This window comes from Lentibacillus populi (assembly GCA_014642895.1).
GTDB classification, from domain to species: domain Bacteria; phylum Bacillota; class Bacilli; order Bacillales; family Amphibacillaceae; genus Lentibacillus_C; species Lentibacillus_C populi.
Genome location: BMJD01000028.1, coordinates 25,825 through 43,607 on the forward strand (window position 1 = coordinate 25,825; position 17,783 = coordinate 43,607).

The following is a 17,783-nucleotide window of genomic DNA, read 5'->3' on the forward strand; positions in this document are numbered from 1 at the left end:
CATGACAGAACGCTTTTGCATCGTTCTTGCCGCGGGGCAAGGCACCAGGATGAAATCGAACGTTTATAAAGTACTTCATCCGGTTGCAGGACGGCCAATGTTGCAGCATGTAATCAATCAAATAAAATCCGTTAATTTAAATGAGATTGTGACGATTGTCGGTGTTGGCGCTGATAAAGTTATGGAACAAATTGGTAATGAATGCCAGTACGTTGTTCAAAAAGAGCAGTTGGGAACAGGGCATGCCGTTCAACAGGCGGAAGAATTGCTGAAGGATAAGGATGGCACAACAATTGTTGTATGCGGTGATACACCATTAATTACTAGTGCAACCTATCAGGCACTTTTTGAGCATCATGAACAGACAGGAGCTAAAGCGACAGTTTTGACAGCCAAGGCACCTGACCCTGCAGGATATGGCAGAGTAATCCGCAACAACAATGGTGAGGTAGAAAAAATAGTTGAACATAAAGATGCAAGCGAAAAGGAACGTTGCATCAACGAAATTAATACAGGTACATATTGCTTTGATAATCAAACACTTTTTCAAGCATTAAAGAAAGTATCAAATGACAATGCCCAGGGTGAATATTATTTGCCGGATGTGATTGGAATTATTCGGAATAATGGGGAGAAGGTAAGTGCATGTTTAACACCTGACTATGATGAAACCTTGGGAGTGAATGATCGGGTTGCACTAGCACAGGCTGAAAAAATCATGAGAAAACGGATTAATGCAAATCATATGCGAAACGGTGTGACAATTATTGATCCGGATAACACCTATATCGAGCCTGATGTGGTAATCGAACAAGATGTAGTCATCCATCCGGGTTCCATTATTGCTGGATCCTCTACTATTAAAGCAAATTCTGTTGTCGGGCCACATACCGAGGTTACCAATTGTCTGGTAGGTGAAGAAACAGTCATTAGACAAAGTGTCGCGAAAGACAGCAAAATTGGTGACCGAGTACAAATTGGCCCATTCGCCCATATTAGACCTGAGGCTTTGATCGGAAATGAAGTAAAGATTGGCAATTTCGTCGAGGTAAAAAAATCCTCTATTGCTGAGAAAAGTAAAGTTTCTCATTTGAGCTACATTGGTGATGCGAAAGTTGGCAGTAATGTAAATGTAGGCTGTGGAACGATTACGGTCAACTACGATGGGAAAAATAAATTTTTAACAACCATTGAAGATGATGCTTTCATAGGCTGCAATTCCAATTTAATAGCACCAGTTACCATAGGAAAGGGCTCATATGTAGCGGCAGGGTCGACCATAACGAAAAATGTACCAGAGGAATCATTGTCAGTGGCACGGGCCAGACAAACCAACAAAGAAGGCTATGCTACAAAGCTGAAAAACAGACAAAAAGGTTAACGGAGGTTTTTTTCATGACATCGAGCTATAAGGATCCATCTTTAAAGGTATTTTCCTTAAACTCCAATCGGCAATTGGCAGAGGAAATTGCAAATCATATTGGAACCACACTTGGTAAATGTACGGTATCGGCATTTAGTGATGGAGAAATTCAAATTAATATTGAGGAAAGCATTCGCGGCTGCGATGTGTATATCGTTCAATCAACCTCTTCGCCGGTCAATACACACATCATGGAATTATTGATTATGATTGACGCGGTAAAACGTGCATCGGCAAAATCGATCAACATTGTTATGCCTTATTACGGGTATGCAAGACAGGATCGTAAAGCTCGTGCCCGAGAACCAATTACCGCAAAACTTGTCGCCAATTTGCTGGAGACAGCAGGTGCTGACCGGATGATCACAATCGACTTGCATGCACCGCAGATACAAGGGTTTTTTGACATGCCGATTGACCACTTGCAAGGTGTGCCAATCCTTTCCAGTTACTTTGAAGAAAAAAACCTCGAAGATATTGTTATTGTTTCACCAGATCATGGGGGAGTTACCCGTGCCCGTAAAATGGCTGACCGCTTAAAGGCGCCAATTGGTATTATCGATAAGCGCAGACCACGTCCAAATGTTGCTGAAGTAATGAATATTGTAGGAAATATAGAGGGAAAGACAGCAATATTAATTGATGACATAATCGATACAGCCGGAACGATTACATTAGCGGCGAATGCATTAATTGAGAATGGGGCAAAAGAGGTATATGCCTGCTGTACACATCCGGTTTTATCAGGTCCTGCAATTGAACGTATCGATGACTCAAAAATTAAAGAGCTGGTGATCACCAATACGATTCCGCTTCCCAAGGAAAAACGAATTGCTAAAATTAAAGAATTGTCAGTAGCCCCACTTATGAGCGAAGCAATTATTCGGGTTCATGAACGGCAATCTGTAAGTATCCTGTTCGATTAAGGTTTAGAAAAATGTTAATTCGGGAAATATCTATATGGAATGTTTTGATAGAAACATCGAAGAATGAAACATGATTCTGGCAAAAGACTTAACAGCGCTTAAGTTTTAAATAATTGGAGGATGATGAACATGGCAGTAAAGTTAAAAGCATTAAACCGGGAAGACCATAAAAAATCAACTACAAAGGCAATCAGAGAAAATGGACAAGTCCCTGCAGTTGTTTATGGCAAGGCAAAAGAGGCAAAATCAATTGCCGTAGATAGCTTGGCGTTAATTAAAACCGTTCGTGACGAAGGAAGAAATACAATCATTTCCCTTGATGTTGAAAATGATAAACCAGTTGATGTAATGCTGCACGACTATCAAATAGATCCGATTAAAGATGAATTGCTGCATGCTGACTTTTATGTTGTTAATATGGCTGAAGAAATGGATGTTGAAGTGCCACTCAGATTAGAAGGAGAAGCAAATGGAACGAAAGAAGGCGGTGTTTTGCAACAGCCATTTTATGAGTTGCAAGTACGTGCAAAACCTGGAAATATCCCGGAAGAAATCAGTATAGATGTATCAAATCTCGGTATTGGTGACAGTATTGCAATAGCTGATTTGCCGCAACGTAATGAATATCAATTTCTCGATGATCCGGAAACGACGATCGCAACGATTGTACCACCGGATACATTAAAAGATGTTGAAGAAGCACCGGATGAAAATGATGAGCCGGAATTAGTAGACCGTAAAGGCGATGCCGAATAATGCTGGACGTCTTTTTCGTTTCCACTGCACGACATGTAAGTTTAGACTAAAATAATGGTTACCACCCTCCTAAAGATAGTTTGCTCTTATAGGAGGGTAATTTATATAGGATAATGAAAGTATATAAATTTAGGCTCTATTCTGTTCTTAGCAGAGTAAGCCACGTCCGGCTCCAGCGCCCAGCGACTAGTGGACTTCCCTTGCCTCCGTACGATAAGTCAACATCGGTTCGCTTCCAGCTCACCGTGTTTCCTTTATCTCCTACGGCTCAGTCCAGTCTATACGTCGCTAAACGGGCGCTTGCGCCTTTGTTCATAGCAAAATGACAATTACCGAAAAGGAAGAAACAAAATGAAGTGTATCGCAGGATTAGGTAATCCGGGCAGGAAATATAAAAAAACAAGGCATAATATAGGATTCATGGTAATCGATGAGTTAGCGAATCGTTTTCAAACAGATTTGACGAAAGCAAAATTTAATGGTAAATATGTGATGGAGTCTATATCAGGTGAAAAGGTGGTCTTTTTAAAGCCACAAACCTATATGAACCTTTCCGGGGAATCGATCAGGCCACTAATGGACTATTACAATATCAATGTTGATGATCTGCTGGTTATCTATGATGATCTGGACCTTCCTGCGGGTAAAATTCGTTTACGGCAAAAAGGCGGTCACGGAGGGCATAATGGAATTCGATCGATTATTGATCATTTAGGTACAAAAGAATTTAAACGGCTCCGTATCGGGGTTGGCAGACCGAATGAACCGGTTCCTGTTGTGGATTATGTACTGGGATCGTTTCCGAAAGAACAGAGAGACGCTGTTACCGCAAGTATAAATAAAGCAGCTGACGCTTGTCAGGAGTGGCTAAATAAGCCTTTTATTGAAGTTATGAATGATTTTAATAGATAAAACATATAGTGAATAATTATAATACCAGTATGATACCAGACCGGGGATCCCCTTTCCGAAATTACTTTATGGAGGCGTTTTGTGCATACATAGACTCGGCTTCTTCACGTATAAAAAATGACTTTCCGGATAAACTTTATGGTACCCCATGTTTATTCGAGGAGGTATGCTTATGTCTATCGTCTATCAATGCAGGCATTGCGGACATGTCGTCGGGGAGGTAAATCAGCAGCTTGTTGATGAGACAATGCTTGGTCTGGATAAACTGTCTGCAAAGGATAAAAGGGAAATGATTCACTATCAGCAAAATGGGGATGTTCAGATCAAGACGATTTGCGAAAATTGCGAAGCGTCTCTAGGAGCAAATCCACAGTACCATGAGTTGGATTTTTTCATACAATAGCCACGGAAAAATAGCTTTGGTTCTTAAGCCAAGGCATTTTTGCGGTTCAAGATGGTGTTCAAAATGGCACCAAAGGATAAGTAGCGTGCTCGGTCACCTACTTGTTTCTCTACCGCCTTGGTCCTGTAAGACCCAATTCGGTATACCATTTGAACACGCATTTCTAGCTTAATCGGGGGTTTACGATGAAAGGGATTAATGGGTTTTTACAATCAAAAGAAGATATACAATCAATTATAAACGGGATTTCCATTGGCATGAAAGAACAGCTTATTGCTGGTTTATCAGGATCCGCCAGAAGTATCCTTGTCTCCATTATTAATGAGGCTAAAAAGAAACCAATGCTGCTGGTGACGCACCAATTGGCTCAGGCACAGCAGCTCTATGATGATTTATCTGAATTTAACAGGGATAAGGACATTCACTTATATCCGGTAAATGAATTAATTGCCTCAGAAATTGCCGTGGCAAGTCCGGAACTAAAAAGTCAGCGCATAGAGGCGTTAATGGAATGGACAGAAAAGAAATCTGGTATATTAATCGCCCCAGTTGCCGCATTAAAACGAATGCTGCCGCCGTCAGGCTATTGGCTGAAATATCAATTGCAATTTAATCTTGGCAAAGAAATAGATATCAAATCCTGCGTTCAGTCATTAGTAGATATGGGATATGAGCGTGCTTCCATGGTAAATACACCAGGGGAATTCAGTATGCGCGGCGGGATTATTGATATTTATCCGGTTACGGAAGAACATCCAATACGTATCGAATTATTCGATGAAGAAGTAGATTCGATCCGCTATTTTGATGCCGATTCCCAACGTTCATTGGAAAAACGAAAGGAAATAAAGGTGGGCCCTGCTACAGAGCTGTTGCTAACAGATGAGGATATAGTTGCAGGTGCTGAACGTTTAGAGGAAGCATTGGCAAAATCCCTGCAAAAAATGCAGAAGAAAGAAGCCAAAGAAACGCTTAATGAAGTAATTAAACATGATATCGAACGGTTGAAAAATCTCGAACGTTTCCCGGAAATGGCGAAATATAGTGGCTTTCTTTACAAAGATCCTGCTAGTTTGTTAGATTATTTACCAGATAAAGGCATGATTGTACTTGATGAAATGAGCAGAATCCAGGAAACGGCTACCCATTTGGATACAGAGGAGGCCGAATGGTACAGCAGTCTTTTGGCATCCAATCAAATGGTGCAGCAGAACCGGTTTTCTTTTGATTGGCATGATATTGGCGATAAAGTACAAAAGCAGCAGCGAATTTATATGTCTGTTTTTTTACGTCATATTCCGAATACACAGCCGGAAAATATTATTAATTTGTCCACAAGGGCAATGCAGGAATTCCACGGACAAATGCATTTATTTAAAAATGAATTAAAGCGCTGGGAAAAAGGAAACTTTTCCGTTGTAATATTAGCACCGAATGAAAAACGTGCGGAGAAGATTCATTCCATTTTTGCTGATTATGATATTGAAGCAGCTTTTGTAAAACAATTAACATTGCCAGTTAAAAAACCGACAATTTCAATTGGGAATATTAGTGGTGGTATCGAATTCCCAATGCACAAACTAGTCCTGATCACGGAAAATGAACTGTTCAAAAAAGTAACGAAACGTTCCCGGAAAAAACAAAAAATTTCTAATGCGGAACGAATAAAAAGCTACCAGGAGCTACGTGTTGGTGACTATGTTGTCCATGCGAACCATGGTATTGGTAAATATCTGGGAATTGAAACACTTAAACTGAATGATTTGCACAAGGATTATATGCTTATCAAGTATTCCGGGGACGATAAGCTATACGTCCCCATTGACCAAATTGATTTGGTGCAAAAATTTGTCGCTTCTGAAGGGAAAGAGCCTAAATTATATAAATTAGGCGGCAGTGAATGGACGAAGGTAAAACGAAAAGTACAATCATCGGTAGAAGATATTGCTGACGATCTCATCAAGCTTTATGCGGAACGGGAAGCAAGAAAAGGTTATGCGTTTTCAAAGGACACTGAAATGCAGCGTGAGTTTGAAGCCTCCTTTCCGTATCAGGAAACGGATGACCAGTTGAGATGTATTGAGGAAATTAAACAGGATATGGAAAAATCACGGCCAATGGATCGTTTGTTGTGTGGGGATGTGGGATACGGCAAAACGGAAGTGGCGATTCGTGCAGCGTTTAAAGCGGTTGCCGATGGGAAACAAGTGGCCATTTTAGTTCCGACAACCATTTTGGCACAGCAGCATTTTGAAACAATTCGCGAAAGGTTCCAGGGTCATGCCGTTAATATTGGATTACTCAGCAGATTCCGGACGAAAAAACAGCAAAAGGAAACACTGGACGGATTAAACAGGGGTCTGGTCGATATTGTTATTGGGACACATCGTCTATTGTCAAAGGATGTACACTATCAGGACCTTGGCTTGCTCGTTGTTGATGAGGAGCAGCGGTTTGGTGTGAAACATAAAGAAAAAATTAAGCAGCTGAAAACAAATGTCGACGTTTTAACATTAACAGCTACACCAATTCCAAGAACATTGCATATGTCGATGTTAGGTGTCCGTGATCTATCTGTTATTGAGACACCCCCAGAAAACCGCTTTCCAATCCAAACATATGTAATGGAATATAATCCGGTTTTCATCAGGGAGGCAATTGAACGGGAAATGGCTCGTGGGGGCCAAGTGTTTTTCCTTTATAATCGTGTTGAGAATATTGACCGTATTGCCCGGGAAATAGGCATGCTTGTCGATGATGCCAAGGTTGGGATTGCGCATGGCCAGATGAACGAGACAGAGCTTGAAAGTGTTATGTTTGGCTTTTTGGAAGGGGAATTCGATGTTTTAGTTAGTACCACGATTATTGAAACGGGTGTAGATATTCCAAATGTTAATACATTAATTGTCTATGATGCCGATCGTATGGGATTAAGTCAACTGTATCAGCTAAGAGGCCGAGTGGGACGATCCAATCGTGTTGCCTATGCGTATTTCACATACCAAAGGGATAAAGTATTAACAGAAATTGCCGAAAAGCGTCTGCAAGCAATTAAGGAATTCACTGAACTTGGATCCGGATTTAAAATTGCGATGCGTGATTTGTCGATCCGCGGTGCTGGTAACCTATTAGGCGCCCAGCAGCATGGCTTTATTGATTCTGTTGGTTTCGATATGTATTCGCAAATGTTGAAGGATGCTATTGATGCACGCAAGGCAGGCAAAGAATTAGATGAAATCAAAGTCTTTGAACCAGAGCTTTCCCTTGAACTTGATGCCTATATTCCGGAATCTTATATTAAAGATGAGAAGCAAAAAATTGATATGTATAAGCGCTTTCAAAGTCTTGCCTCTGCCGAAAACATTGCAGATTTACAAGAAGAATTAATCGATCGGTTCGGGGATTATCCAGGAGAAGTGGAGCATCTGTTCATTGTTTCGACAATGAAAATGTATGCGAAACAGGAAAGGGTTGAATCGATAAATGAGAAAAACAATAAAATCGAGTTGCTTGTCGACGAGGAACGCAGCCAACGGATTGACGGATCAAAACTATTCACTTTAGCTAATACATTTGGCCGCGGTATCCAGCTTGGAACAGAAAATAAAAAATTGAAGATCGTATATAAATGGCCAAGCGAAGTGAAACATAAACGATACGAGGTTGTTACAGAATTTATTAAACAACTATCCACTGTGGATCGCGAAAATTAGAAAAAAATGTGTTTTATGCATAGTTCTTACCAGATGAATTATACTAAAACCACAACTGGTGCTTTTTTCACTTTATGAAAGTATCTAGCTTTAAAGGGAAAGATTAAACAACAAACCAATAGACCAAACAACAACCATATTACTTATCCCAATTTTGCTAAGAATAGAAGTGAAAAATGGTACCAGAGACGATCATCATAGGAAAGTGAGGCTTCATAAAAATGAAGGCAACAGGAATTGTACGTCGAATTGATGATTTAGGAAGAGTAGTAATCCCGAAGGAAATCAGAAGAACATTGCGTATACGCGAAGGAGATCCATTAGAAATATTTGTTGACAGAGAAGGTGAAGTCATCCTAAAAAAATACTCACCAATAAATGAACTGGGCAGCTTTGCAAAAGAATATGCTGAAGCACTATTCGATTCCCTAAATTACCCGGTAATCATTTGCGACCGTGATGAAATTATCGCAGTTGCGGGAGATTCCAAAAAAGACTACTTAAATAAAAATATTGGTACAAAACTGGAAAAGGCTATCGAGAATCGCTCGGTTTTATTCGAAACCGAAAAGTCCACTTTGGAAATTCTGGAAGGTAGGGAAGAAGAGTTGACCTCCTATTGTGTTAATCCAATTATTGCAAACGGTGATCCTATCGGTTGTGTTATGATGTATGCAAAGGATGGTAAAGCACTTAGCAATGTCGAACAAAAGGCGATCGAAACAGCAGCCAATTTCTTGGCAAAGCAGATGGAATAATCAGTGATGAACAAACAGGAAAATCAGCGTAGAAGGTTGCGCTGATTTTTTTTGGATAATAATATGCGTAATTGGGAAAAGTGCTGAAGTCCTACTGGAAGTTGCCGAAGTTTCATTAAAAAGTGCTGAGGTTTTGACGAAAGTTACTGAAGTTTCAACGAAAGTTGCTGAACCATCATGGAAGATGTCTTAAAGGAATAATCGTCCAGCTTTATTAGACAGGCCCGTTCATATGCTATAATAAGTTTGAAATGAAGTTCGTGTTAGAAAGGCGTTTGTCATGGATGGCAATGAATCAAATAAATTAGTAAAAGGTGCACTAATCCTAACAATGGCTGGTGTTATCAGTAAAGTTTTAAGTGCGGGGTATCGGATCCCTTTGCAAAATCTGACGGGAGATATCGGGTTTTACATTTATCAGCAAGTATATCCATTTCTCGGAATTGCCCTCGTCTTATCGTTATATGGCTTCCCACCCGCAATAGCAAAAATGGCGGTTGAAATAGGGGCTAAGGACAGACAGCTATCGTACAGCAGTTTTTATATACCGATCTTATCCATATTATTTGTCGTAAATGGTGCAATATTTCTTTTTCTGTTTTTAAATGCCCATGAGATCGCCATATGGATGGGAAACATTCACTTGGAAACCGGGCTCGAATATACGGCTTTTGCCTTTTTGCTGATCCCTTTAACAGCATTATTGCGGGGGGTATTTCAAGGTAGTTATCAAATGACGCCAACTGCATTATCGCAAATTGGTGAACAAACTGTACGTGTTGTTATGATTATTTTTGCAGCAGCTATGCTCACAGGTACAGGAAAAAATATTTATGAAATTGGCATAGCCGCGGCAATTGCTTCGATTGCAGGATCAGTTATGGCCTTCGTCGTTCTGGGGGTCTATTTTTTAAAACATAAGCCAATTGGAAGTGGATCGTTTCCTATTCCTTGGGGGTTTTATTTGAAGACACTGCTTATTTTTGGTGTCATTGCCGCTTTGAATCATATGCTATTACTGGTTATTCAATTTGCGGATGCCTTTACTTTGGTCCCTGGCTTGATGGAATACGGCCTCTCACAGCATGAGGCGATGGCGGCCAAAGGGGTATTTGACAGGGGACAACCATTAATTCAGCTTGGAACGGTGATTGGCTCCTCTTTTGCATTAGCCTTGATTCCTTCCATTTCCAAACAAAAGCTGGAAGCAAATCCGATTCAATTCCACCATTATATTCGCAGTACACTGAAATTCAGTTTTTATTTAGCAGTTGGTGCAACAATCGGATTGATCATTATTTTTCCGGATGCAAATATGTTATTGTTTCAAAATGATAAAGGGACTGCCAGCTTACGTATTCTGGTTATGGCGATAGTTCTTTGTTCGATTGCCATTACCGCGTCCTCCATTCTCCAGGGATTAGGATATTTGAAACGAACAGCAGCATTTATTTTCATTGCATTTTTTATAAAATGGATTGCTAATCAGGTGCTTGTCCCATTATTGGGTATCACAGGAAGTGCAATTGCTACTGTGATCAGCTTACTGATTCTTAGTGGATTGGTTATGATCGAGTTAAAACGCAAACTGCCTGATTTATTGTTTTGGAAAACCTTAAATTGGCGGGCTCTTATCATTTCTGGCCTTGGGATGGCTATATATCTTTTGCTTATTGATTTTTCTATTCATTTGTTTACCTATTCTCGTTTTGGATTACTTATTTATGTTTTATTTGTCGTATTATCAGGTGCAGCTGTTTATCTAGTTTTACTACTAAAAAACAAGGCATTTACGGAAGAGGAATTGATGATGCTGCCATTTTCCTCATTTTTAGTTCAGTTACATAAAGGGAGGAGAAAACGTGGTTCAAAAAATTGAAATTATTGGCCTGGGTGCAGGAGATATCGACCAACTGCCACTTGGGATCTATAAAAAATTAACAAATACAACGAAAGAGATCTATGTCCGGACGATGAAACACCCGGTCATTGAAGCTTTACAGGCTGAAGGAGTTAGTTTCGTGTCCTTCGACGAGGTGTATGAATCCAAAGAACATTTTCGTGATGTCTATCAGGAAATTACAGAAAAATTGGTCGAACATTCATTAGAATCGCCAGTTATTTATGCTGTTCCTGGACATCCAATGCTTGCTGAAAAAACAGTCCAGCTGCTATTGGAACGGAACGATACTGCTGTAACTGTTGCGGGCGGACAAAGCTATTTGGATGATTTGTTCACCGGACTTGCAATTGACCCGATTGACGGGTTCCAATTTGTTGATGCTACTTCATTCAAGCGAAGCCAGCTCGATTATCAGCATCACATAATCTTTTGTCAGGTTTACGACCGTTTTATTGCCTCAGAGGTTAAACTTGAGCTGCTAGAGGATCTTCCAGCAGATTATCAAATTACCATTGTCGAAGCTGCAGGCAGTAATCAGGAAAAAATGACGACCATCCCGCTTACAGAGCTTGATCATGTAATGGAAATCAGCAATCTGACAAGTGTTTATATTCCACCAGTACCACAGAAGCAATTGCACCATACGTTTAACCGGTTACGTGAGGTGATCGCGGAACTGCGTGGTCCAAAGGGCTGCCCATGGGATAAGGAACAAACACATGAGTCATTACGGGAGTATGCCATCGAAGAAGTGTATGAATTAATTGATGCGATTGACGCAGGGGATGATGAAGGAATCATCGAGGAATTGGGTGATCTTCTTCTGCAGGTCATGCTGCACAGTCAGATCGGGGAAGATGCCGGTTATTTTACAGTTGATGATGTGATCAAGTCAATAACGGATAAAATGATCCATCGCCATCCGCACGTTTTCGGTGATAAAAAAGCGGATTCTATTGCTGATGTTTACACAAATTGGGATGCGTTAAAGCAGGAGGAAAAGGGCAAACAGCGTAAATCGGTATTGGATGGTGTTCCGAAGCGTATACCAGCGCTTGCTAAAGCTTATCAATTGCAGAAAAAAGCAGGTAAAGTTGGGTTCGAATGGGAAAACAATGATGGTGTGTGGGAAAAACTGAATGAAGAGCTTGCTGAAGTGCAAGAGGCTATTGGAGAAGCGAACCAAGAAGAAATAGAAAGGGAATTGGGTGATGTTCTGTTTGTGCTGGCGAATATTTCGAGGTATTATAAGGTGAACCCGGAAATCGCCTTAAATCGAACCAATCAAAAATTCATTTCACGGTTTTCCTATATTGAAAAACGGCTTCATGAAGAAAATAAAGACATTAATCAAGCGAGTTTGCGTGAAATGGACAAGTATTGGAATCAAGCAAAGGTTGAGGAGTGATCAATTTGCGTCTTGACAAATTTTTAAAAGTATCCAGATTAATTAAGCGCCGGACACTGGCAAAGGAAGTTGCTGATAAAGGACGGATTACGATTAATGGCCATCAAGCAAAAGCAGCGTCCAATGTAACAGTAGGCGATAAGCTCGTTATTCAGTTTGGGCAGAAACTTGTAACAATTGAAGTAACTGCACTGAAAGAAACAGTAAAGAAGGACGAAGCAGAAACATTGTACAAAGTATTAAAAGAGGAAGTTCCTAAAGACACCAAATGATTGTATGAAACGAACAAAGGCGCTGGAGCCGGACGTGGCCTACTCTAGTATGAGCAGAATAGAGCCTAGATTTTTATACTTTATTATCTATTAGAAAAGTGTGTGCAAAAAGGAAAGAAAAGTTAAGTTCTATCCTTGTCCAATCTATCATAGGTTAATAATGACAAGGAGGGACAAGGTATGAATTATTATGAAAAAGATTCCGTACAACGTGTGCAACAAGATCATTACGTAAAGATTAATAACCGAAAAAACTTGGAAATCTCAGGTGTTAAAGAGGTAGACAGTTTTGATAATGAAGAATTTCTACTGGAAACGGTAATGGGGTTCCTAATCATCCGCGGACAAAACCTGCAATTGAAAAATCTTGATGTTGGTGAAGGACTAGTTTCGATAAAAGGGAAAATATATGAGCTCTCCTATGTAGATGAACAACACCAGGAGAAAGCTAAAGGATTCTTTAGCAAGCTATTTCGATGACACTCGATGTCCAGTTCATGACGATGATTGTCATGGTGATAAGCGGCTTTTATTTGGGGATCATTCAAGAGACATTTCGTCGTTTTCAGCCACATTGGAAAGAAAATCGATTTTTACGCTATTTTATGGAGATTACCTTTTGGCTGTCACAGGTTTTGCTGTTATTTTATGTGTTATTCCGTGTCAATGCTGGCGAATTACGCTTTTATGTGTTTTTAGCGCTTTTACTGGGTTTTGCTGCATACCAGGCACTGGCTGCTCACGCCTATAAACGTTTACTGGAATATGTTATCCGTGTAATTGCAGCTTGCTATCACTTTTTGGAAAAGCTGATCCAAACATTAATTATCACCCCGGTAAAATACCTTATACAATTAGTAATAACATTAATTCTGTTTGTCGTTCAGCTCGTCATATCGATTCTCCTTTTTATAGCTAAGGTTATCATTTTCCCGATAAAATGGGTAATTTATCTGATTTATCGTCTGCTGCCAAAAAGTATCCAAAATTTTTTACACAAAACAGCAGGATTTTATAGTACAATAAAGAATATATGTAAAAAGGGCTTGGAGTATTTAAAGTTTAAAAGGAGGTAGCAGGCTTTGCCGACAAAGAAAAAAACCGTAACAAGACTGGATTCACACTATATGCAGCAATATGACGCATACATAGAAAGACAGAAGAAGAAAAAGAAGCGTCTGATTCGTCGTCTAGCGTTATTTTCTATTGTAGTAATCATCACGATTGGCAGTATGGCTGCATACCATGTTAAACAGCGTACACTTCATGCTGAAAAAAAGGAACAATATACAGAGCTGCAGGATAAATTGACTACGTTGAAAAAGGAAGAGGAAAACCTTACCGAAGAAATTAACCTGTTAAAAGATGAAGATTATGTGTTGGAGATTGCCCGGACAAACTATTTTTTCTCTGATGAGGGGGAAACCATCTTCAAAATTCCTGACGAGGATCCATCTTATTGACACGCTTTCATATGCTTAGCTATAATATATTAGAACTATATATTTAATTCTTTAAGGAGGAGCATTTTTTTTATGTCAATCGAAGTAGGCAGCAAGCTGCAGGGAAAGGTAACAGGTATCACTAATTTCGGGGCCTTTGTTGAGCTTGGAGAAGGTAAAACTGGCCTTGTTCATATTAGTGAGGTTGCCGACAACTATGTGAAAGACATTAATGAACATCTTAGTGTCGGGGACGAGGTTAAGGTGAAAGTGATTAATGTCGAAAAGGATGGCAAGATCGGTTTATCGATTAAGAAAGCAAAAGATAGACCTGCACGCCAGAGGAACACCCGTGAGCGCACGGAATCATTTGAATCAAAAATGAATCGTTTTCTCAAAGATTCTGAAGACCGTTTAGCCTCTTTAAAGAAGCACACGGAATCCAGACGTGGGGGTCGAGGTGCAAAAAGAGGATAGCAACTGCTGTCTATTTCGGATGTCGGAGTTCAGAAGCCAGATTGAAGAAATCGGCTAGAGGGTCGATTTTCATTTTAATATATAGAATCGGAAGTCAGAGATCAGAAGCCAGAAATCGGATTAGCAGGAATCGGCAAAACGCCGATTCCTTTTATAATATAAAAAAAGTCGGCATATATAGCCGACTTTTTTCTAACCTCAAGTATTCATTATAAATCAAAAGCAAGTATTATTGTGTAAGAAAGGAATCAGCGACTGCCGATCTTCAAACCCTCTGATCTCAGGTTTCTGTTCTCTGATCTCTGTAATAGCGGCGGAGGGGATCGAACCCACGACCTCACGGGTATGAACCGTACGCTCTCGCCAGCTGAGCTACGCCGCCTAAATAAGTCACAAATGATATATTACAATAGCGAATCCGATGTGTCAATACAGAGATTATATTTACATAATAGGTAGAAAATGGTGTATATTTCGTATTCGGTGTTACCTCCAAATAATAAATAATACGCACACAGAAAGTTTTATCCATTATTCGAGTTATCCTGATAGTAATAAACACAACTTTTCCTGTTAAACACGAAAAGATCCACGGTAAATTTTTAAGTAATAATCTTTCATAACTTAAGGGAGCAGCAGTTAAAGAATGAAAAAGCATGAGCATCTGCTCCCTGAGGATTTCGTTAGCGCTTGTAGAAAAATCCCAAGTCCTGTAAAAACTTAGTCGAACGATTTTTGGAATATACTCTGTTGTTTTGACAAAAAAACAATCCAGCTTATGATTTAATGATCCAAAGAGGGAGGGCTTGTATATGATCGATTCAATTCCGAGAGCGGATACGAAAGCATTTGGACAAGAGGTAAAAAACATTCATAAAGTAAAAAGAAAGATTTCAACCGGGGTGAAAGGAATCTTGCTGGAAAAGGGGTGGCTGTTTTTTATTGTTGGCTTTTTACTGGGACGAGCCGTTATATTATCCGTTGTTTCGCCATTCGCGGTCGCGTTTTTAGCAACGATCTGGTTTGTACATAAAGAAAAGGCTGCTAAAGTAATGCTTGCTATTATTGCCGGGGCATTAAGTTTCTCCGTGAATCAGGGTGTTTTTATTACATTAGCCATGATTGTATTTATATTTCTGGCTGGCTTGTTTAAAAATGCCAAAAATCAACAAGTAATCATTCCGCTTTTTGTGTTTTTATCCACGATTGCGCCACGTTTGTTTTTTTATTCCATGGCTGGCCAGCTCACATCGTATGAGTGGATGCTTTTATTTGTTGAAGGGGTGCTTGGTACGGTGCTTGTACTTATATTTATGCAGAGCATTCCGCTATTATCACCAAAACGATATAAACCAACATTAAAAAATGAGGAAATTGTTTGCATGATCATTTTAATTGCATCCATTTTGACAGGGACAATTGGCTGGGAGGTGTATGATGCATCATTTGAACAGATATTCTCCCGCTATTTTGTACTGCTGCTTGCTTTTGTCGGAGGGGCTGCAGTTGGTTCAACGGTCGGTGTCGTGGCAGGTCTGATTCTTTCCCTTGCAAACGTTGCCAATCTATATCAAATGAGCTTGCTTGCCTTTTCCGGTTTGCTCGGTGGACTGCTGAAGGAAGGGAAGAAGGTGGGAGTTAGTGTTGGGTTGCTGGTTGGGACGTTTTTAGTTGGAATTTACGGCGACGCTTCCTCACTCGTGCCTTCTATTATGGAATCGTCTATTGCTATTCTGTTTTTCATCCTGACACCGGCAAGCTGGTTTAAACGGTTGTCCCGTTATATTCCCGGTACAGAGGAATATACAAATGAGCAGGAACAATATTTGCAGAAGGTGCGCAATGTTACTGCTAAACGGGTAGAACAGTTTTCCGATGTGTTTGAGGCCCTGTCAAAGAGCTTCACAAACGCGGAAGAGCTGCCCCAGGAGGAAATGGACCGGAAACGAGAGACAGACTTTTTCCTGAGCCAAGTTACCGAGAAGACATGTCAAAGCTGCTTTATGAAAAACAAATGCTGGCAGCAGCAATTTGATAAAACCTATTCATTAATGGAGGATATGAAAGATGAATTGGAGGAGGGAAAGGAACCGAACCGGAAATTAAATCGGGACTTCGCCAATCATTGTGTGAAATCAAAAAAGGTAATGGACACAATGAAGGAAGAAATGTCATTCTTTGAGGCGAATCAGAAGCTAAAAAAACAAGTGATGGAGAGTAAGCGGTTTGTTGCTGATCAGCTGCAAGGTGTTTCAGAGGTCATGGAGAACTTTGCCAAGGAAATTTTAAAAGAAAGACAGCATCATGAAAACCAGGAAATACAGATTGTCAATGCCCTGAATCATATGGGAATTGCTCTGGAAAAACTTGATATATACCGGTTGGACAAGGGTAATGTCGATATTGAAATGACGGTTTCGTTTTATGATTATCGTGGTGAAGGTCCAAAGTTAATTGCTCCCGTGCTTTCCGATATTTTAAATGAAATGATTATTGTGAAACAGGAGGAAATTTCACCATTTCCGAACGGCTATTGTTATTTAGCTTTTGGTTCTGCGAAGGAATTCATCATTGAAACAGGAGTAGCAAATGCTGCTAAAGGTGGTGGTTTAATTTCTGGTGACAGTTTTACCACAATTGAACTTGGAGCGGGAAAGTATGCCATGGCAATTAGTGATGGAATGGGTAATGGAAAACGGGCTCATGAAGAAAGCGGGGAGACATTACGTTTACTGCAGCAGATTTTACAGACGGGCATTCCGGAAAAAGTGGCGATTAAATCAATCAACTCTATCCTTTCATTGCGATCGACTGACGAGATGTATGCGACGCTCGATCTTGCTGTTATCAATTTGCACAATGCGTTTGTCCGGTTTTTAAAAATTGGTTCGACCCCAAGCTTCATCAAACGGGGGGAGCAGATGATTAAAATTGAGGCAAGTAATTTGCCGATGGGGATTATTCAAGAGTTTGATGTGGACATTGTCAGTGAACAATTAAAGGCGGAGGATTTATTAATTATGATGAGTGACGGCATTTTTGACGGACCAAAGCATGTAGAAAACACAGATGTCTGGTTAAAACGGAAAATCCGTGAAATATGTACCGATGATCCACAGGAAATCGCTGATTTGCTGCTGGAAGAAGTTGTTCGTACCAGGTCAGGGGCAATTGAGGACGATATGACGGTCATGGTAGCCAAAATTAAACAGAACACCCCACAATGGGCAAGTATCCCGGCATATGCCAAGGAAGCACAGTGATGGGGATGAAGGGGAAGTACGACCAGGCACGTCACATCAACAGCCAACGTTGACCGTCTTAACGGGCGCTTCCGCTTTTAAAATGTATATTCCCTTCCTATTCTGGTGAAGCTGGTACTGGAATAGT

Annotated in this window: 15 protein-coding genes and 1 tRNA gene; 15 read left to right on the plus strand and 1 reads right to left on the minus strand. The window is 40.2% G+C overall.

What is annotated here, in order from left to right:
• Position 1 precedes the first annotated feature (1 nt).
• The 14 genes from glmU (at position 2) to IEX12_RS15455 (ending at position 14,393) form a co-directional block, all read left to right on the plus strand.
• Positions 2-1,381, plus strand: coding sequence for a bifunctional UDP-N-acetylglucosamine diphosphorylase/glucosamine-1-phosphate N-acetyltransferase GlmU (gene glmU / locus IEX12_RS15390; RefSeq protein WP_102414304.1), 1,380 nt, complete (start codon positions 2-4; stop codon positions 1,379-1,381).
• Positions 1,382-1,395: 14 nt separating this feature from the next.
• Positions 1,396-2,349 carry a ribose-phosphate diphosphokinase gene (locus tag IEX12_RS15395; RefSeq protein WP_102414305.1) on the plus strand — a complete coding sequence of 318 codons (954 nt, stop codon included), beginning with the start codon at positions 1,396-1,398 and terminating at the stop codon, positions 2,347-2,349.
• A gap of 129 nt (positions 2,350-2,478) precedes the next feature.
• A complete protein-coding gene (locus IEX12_RS15400; RefSeq protein WP_088051768.1) occupies positions 2,479-3,105 on the plus strand; it encodes a 50S ribosomal protein L25/general stress protein Ctc in 627 nt (208 codons plus the stop codon).
• Between the two features lie 351 nt (positions 3,106-3,456).
• Positions 3,457-4,017 carry an aminoacyl-tRNA hydrolase gene (gene pth, locus IEX12_RS15405; RefSeq protein ID WP_188725460.1) on the plus strand — a complete coding sequence of 187 codons (561 nt, stop codon included), beginning with the start codon at positions 3,457-3,459 and terminating at the stop codon, positions 4,015-4,017.
• A 172-nt stretch (positions 4,018-4,189) separates the two neighbouring features.
• Complete coding sequence (gene fin / locus IEX12_RS15410; protein ID WP_188725461.1) at positions 4,190-4,420, plus strand: anti-sigma-F factor Fin; 231 nt, start codon at positions 4,190-4,192, stop codon at positions 4,418-4,420.
• A 185-nt stretch (positions 4,421-4,605) separates the two neighbouring features.
• Positions 4,606-8,133 carry a transcription-repair coupling factor gene (gene mfd / locus IEX12_RS15415; protein ID WP_188725462.1) on the plus strand — a complete coding sequence of 1,176 codons (3,528 nt, stop codon included), beginning with the start codon at positions 4,606-4,608 and terminating at the stop codon, positions 8,131-8,133.
• Between the two features lie 221 nt (positions 8,134-8,354).
• Complete coding sequence (gene spoVT, locus IEX12_RS15420) at positions 8,355-8,891, plus strand: stage V sporulation protein T (RefSeq protein ID WP_088051772.1); 537 nt, start codon at positions 8,355-8,357, stop codon at positions 8,889-8,891.
• A gap of 280 nt (positions 8,892-9,171) precedes the next feature.
• Positions 9,172-10,770, plus strand: coding sequence for a putative polysaccharide biosynthesis protein (locus tag IEX12_RS15425; protein WP_188725463.1), 1,599 nt, complete (start codon positions 9,172-9,174; stop codon positions 10,768-10,770).
• On the plus strand, positions 10,754-12,202 hold the full coding sequence (yabN, locus tag IEX12_RS15430) for a bifunctional methyltransferase/pyrophosphohydrolase YabN (RefSeq protein ID WP_188725464.1): 1,449 nt from the start codon (positions 10,754-10,756) through the stop codon (positions 12,200-12,202). Before IEX12_RS15425 ends, yabN begins: the two co-directional genes overlap by 17 nt.
• Before the next feature lie 5 nt (positions 12,203-12,207).
• A complete protein-coding gene (locus tag IEX12_RS15435; RefSeq protein WP_088051775.1) occupies positions 12,208-12,474 on the plus strand; it encodes an RNA-binding S4 domain-containing protein in 267 nt (88 codons plus the stop codon).
• A gap of 180 nt (positions 12,475-12,654) precedes the next feature.
• On the plus strand, positions 12,655-12,954 hold the full coding sequence (yabP, locus tag IEX12_RS15440) for a sporulation protein YabP (protein ID WP_088051776.1): 300 nt from the start codon (positions 12,655-12,657) through the stop codon (positions 12,952-12,954).
• Positions 12,951-13,550: a spore cortex biosynthesis protein YabQ gene (yabQ, locus tag IEX12_RS15445; RefSeq protein ID WP_188725465.1), complete on the plus strand. Its 600-nt coding sequence runs from the start codon at positions 12,951-12,953 to the stop codon at positions 13,548-13,550. The genes yabP and yabQ overlap by 4 nt, the downstream gene beginning before the upstream one ends.
• A gap of 6 nt (positions 13,551-13,556) precedes the next feature.
• The gene (locus tag IEX12_RS15450; RefSeq protein WP_088051778.1) at positions 13,557-13,937 is read left to right on the plus strand and encodes an FtsB family cell division protein; all 381 of its coding nucleotides are present in this window, start codon (positions 13,557-13,559) and stop codon (positions 13,935-13,937) included.
• A gap of 72 nt (positions 13,938-14,009) precedes the next feature.
• Entirely contained in the window at positions 14,010-14,393 is a 384-nt protein-coding gene (locus tag IEX12_RS15455; RefSeq protein ID WP_088051779.1) for a S1 domain-containing RNA-binding protein, read from the plus strand.
• A gap of 308 nt (positions 14,394-14,701) precedes the next feature.
• On the opposite strand, the gene IEX12_RS15460 is transcribed toward IEX12_RS15455, so the two are convergent.
• A tRNA-Met gene (locus tag IEX12_RS15460) sits at positions 14,702-14,775 on the minus strand.
• A 430-nt stretch (positions 14,776-15,205) separates the two neighbouring features.
• On the opposite strand from IEX12_RS15460, the gene spoIIE reads away from it, so the two are divergent.
• Positions 15,206-17,656 (plus strand): stage II sporulation protein E, encoded by a 2,451-nt coding sequence (spoIIE, locus tag IEX12_RS15465; RefSeq protein WP_088051780.1) that lies wholly within the window; start codon positions 15,206-15,208, stop codon positions 17,654-17,656.
• Positions 17,657-17,783: the final 127 nt, after the last annotated feature.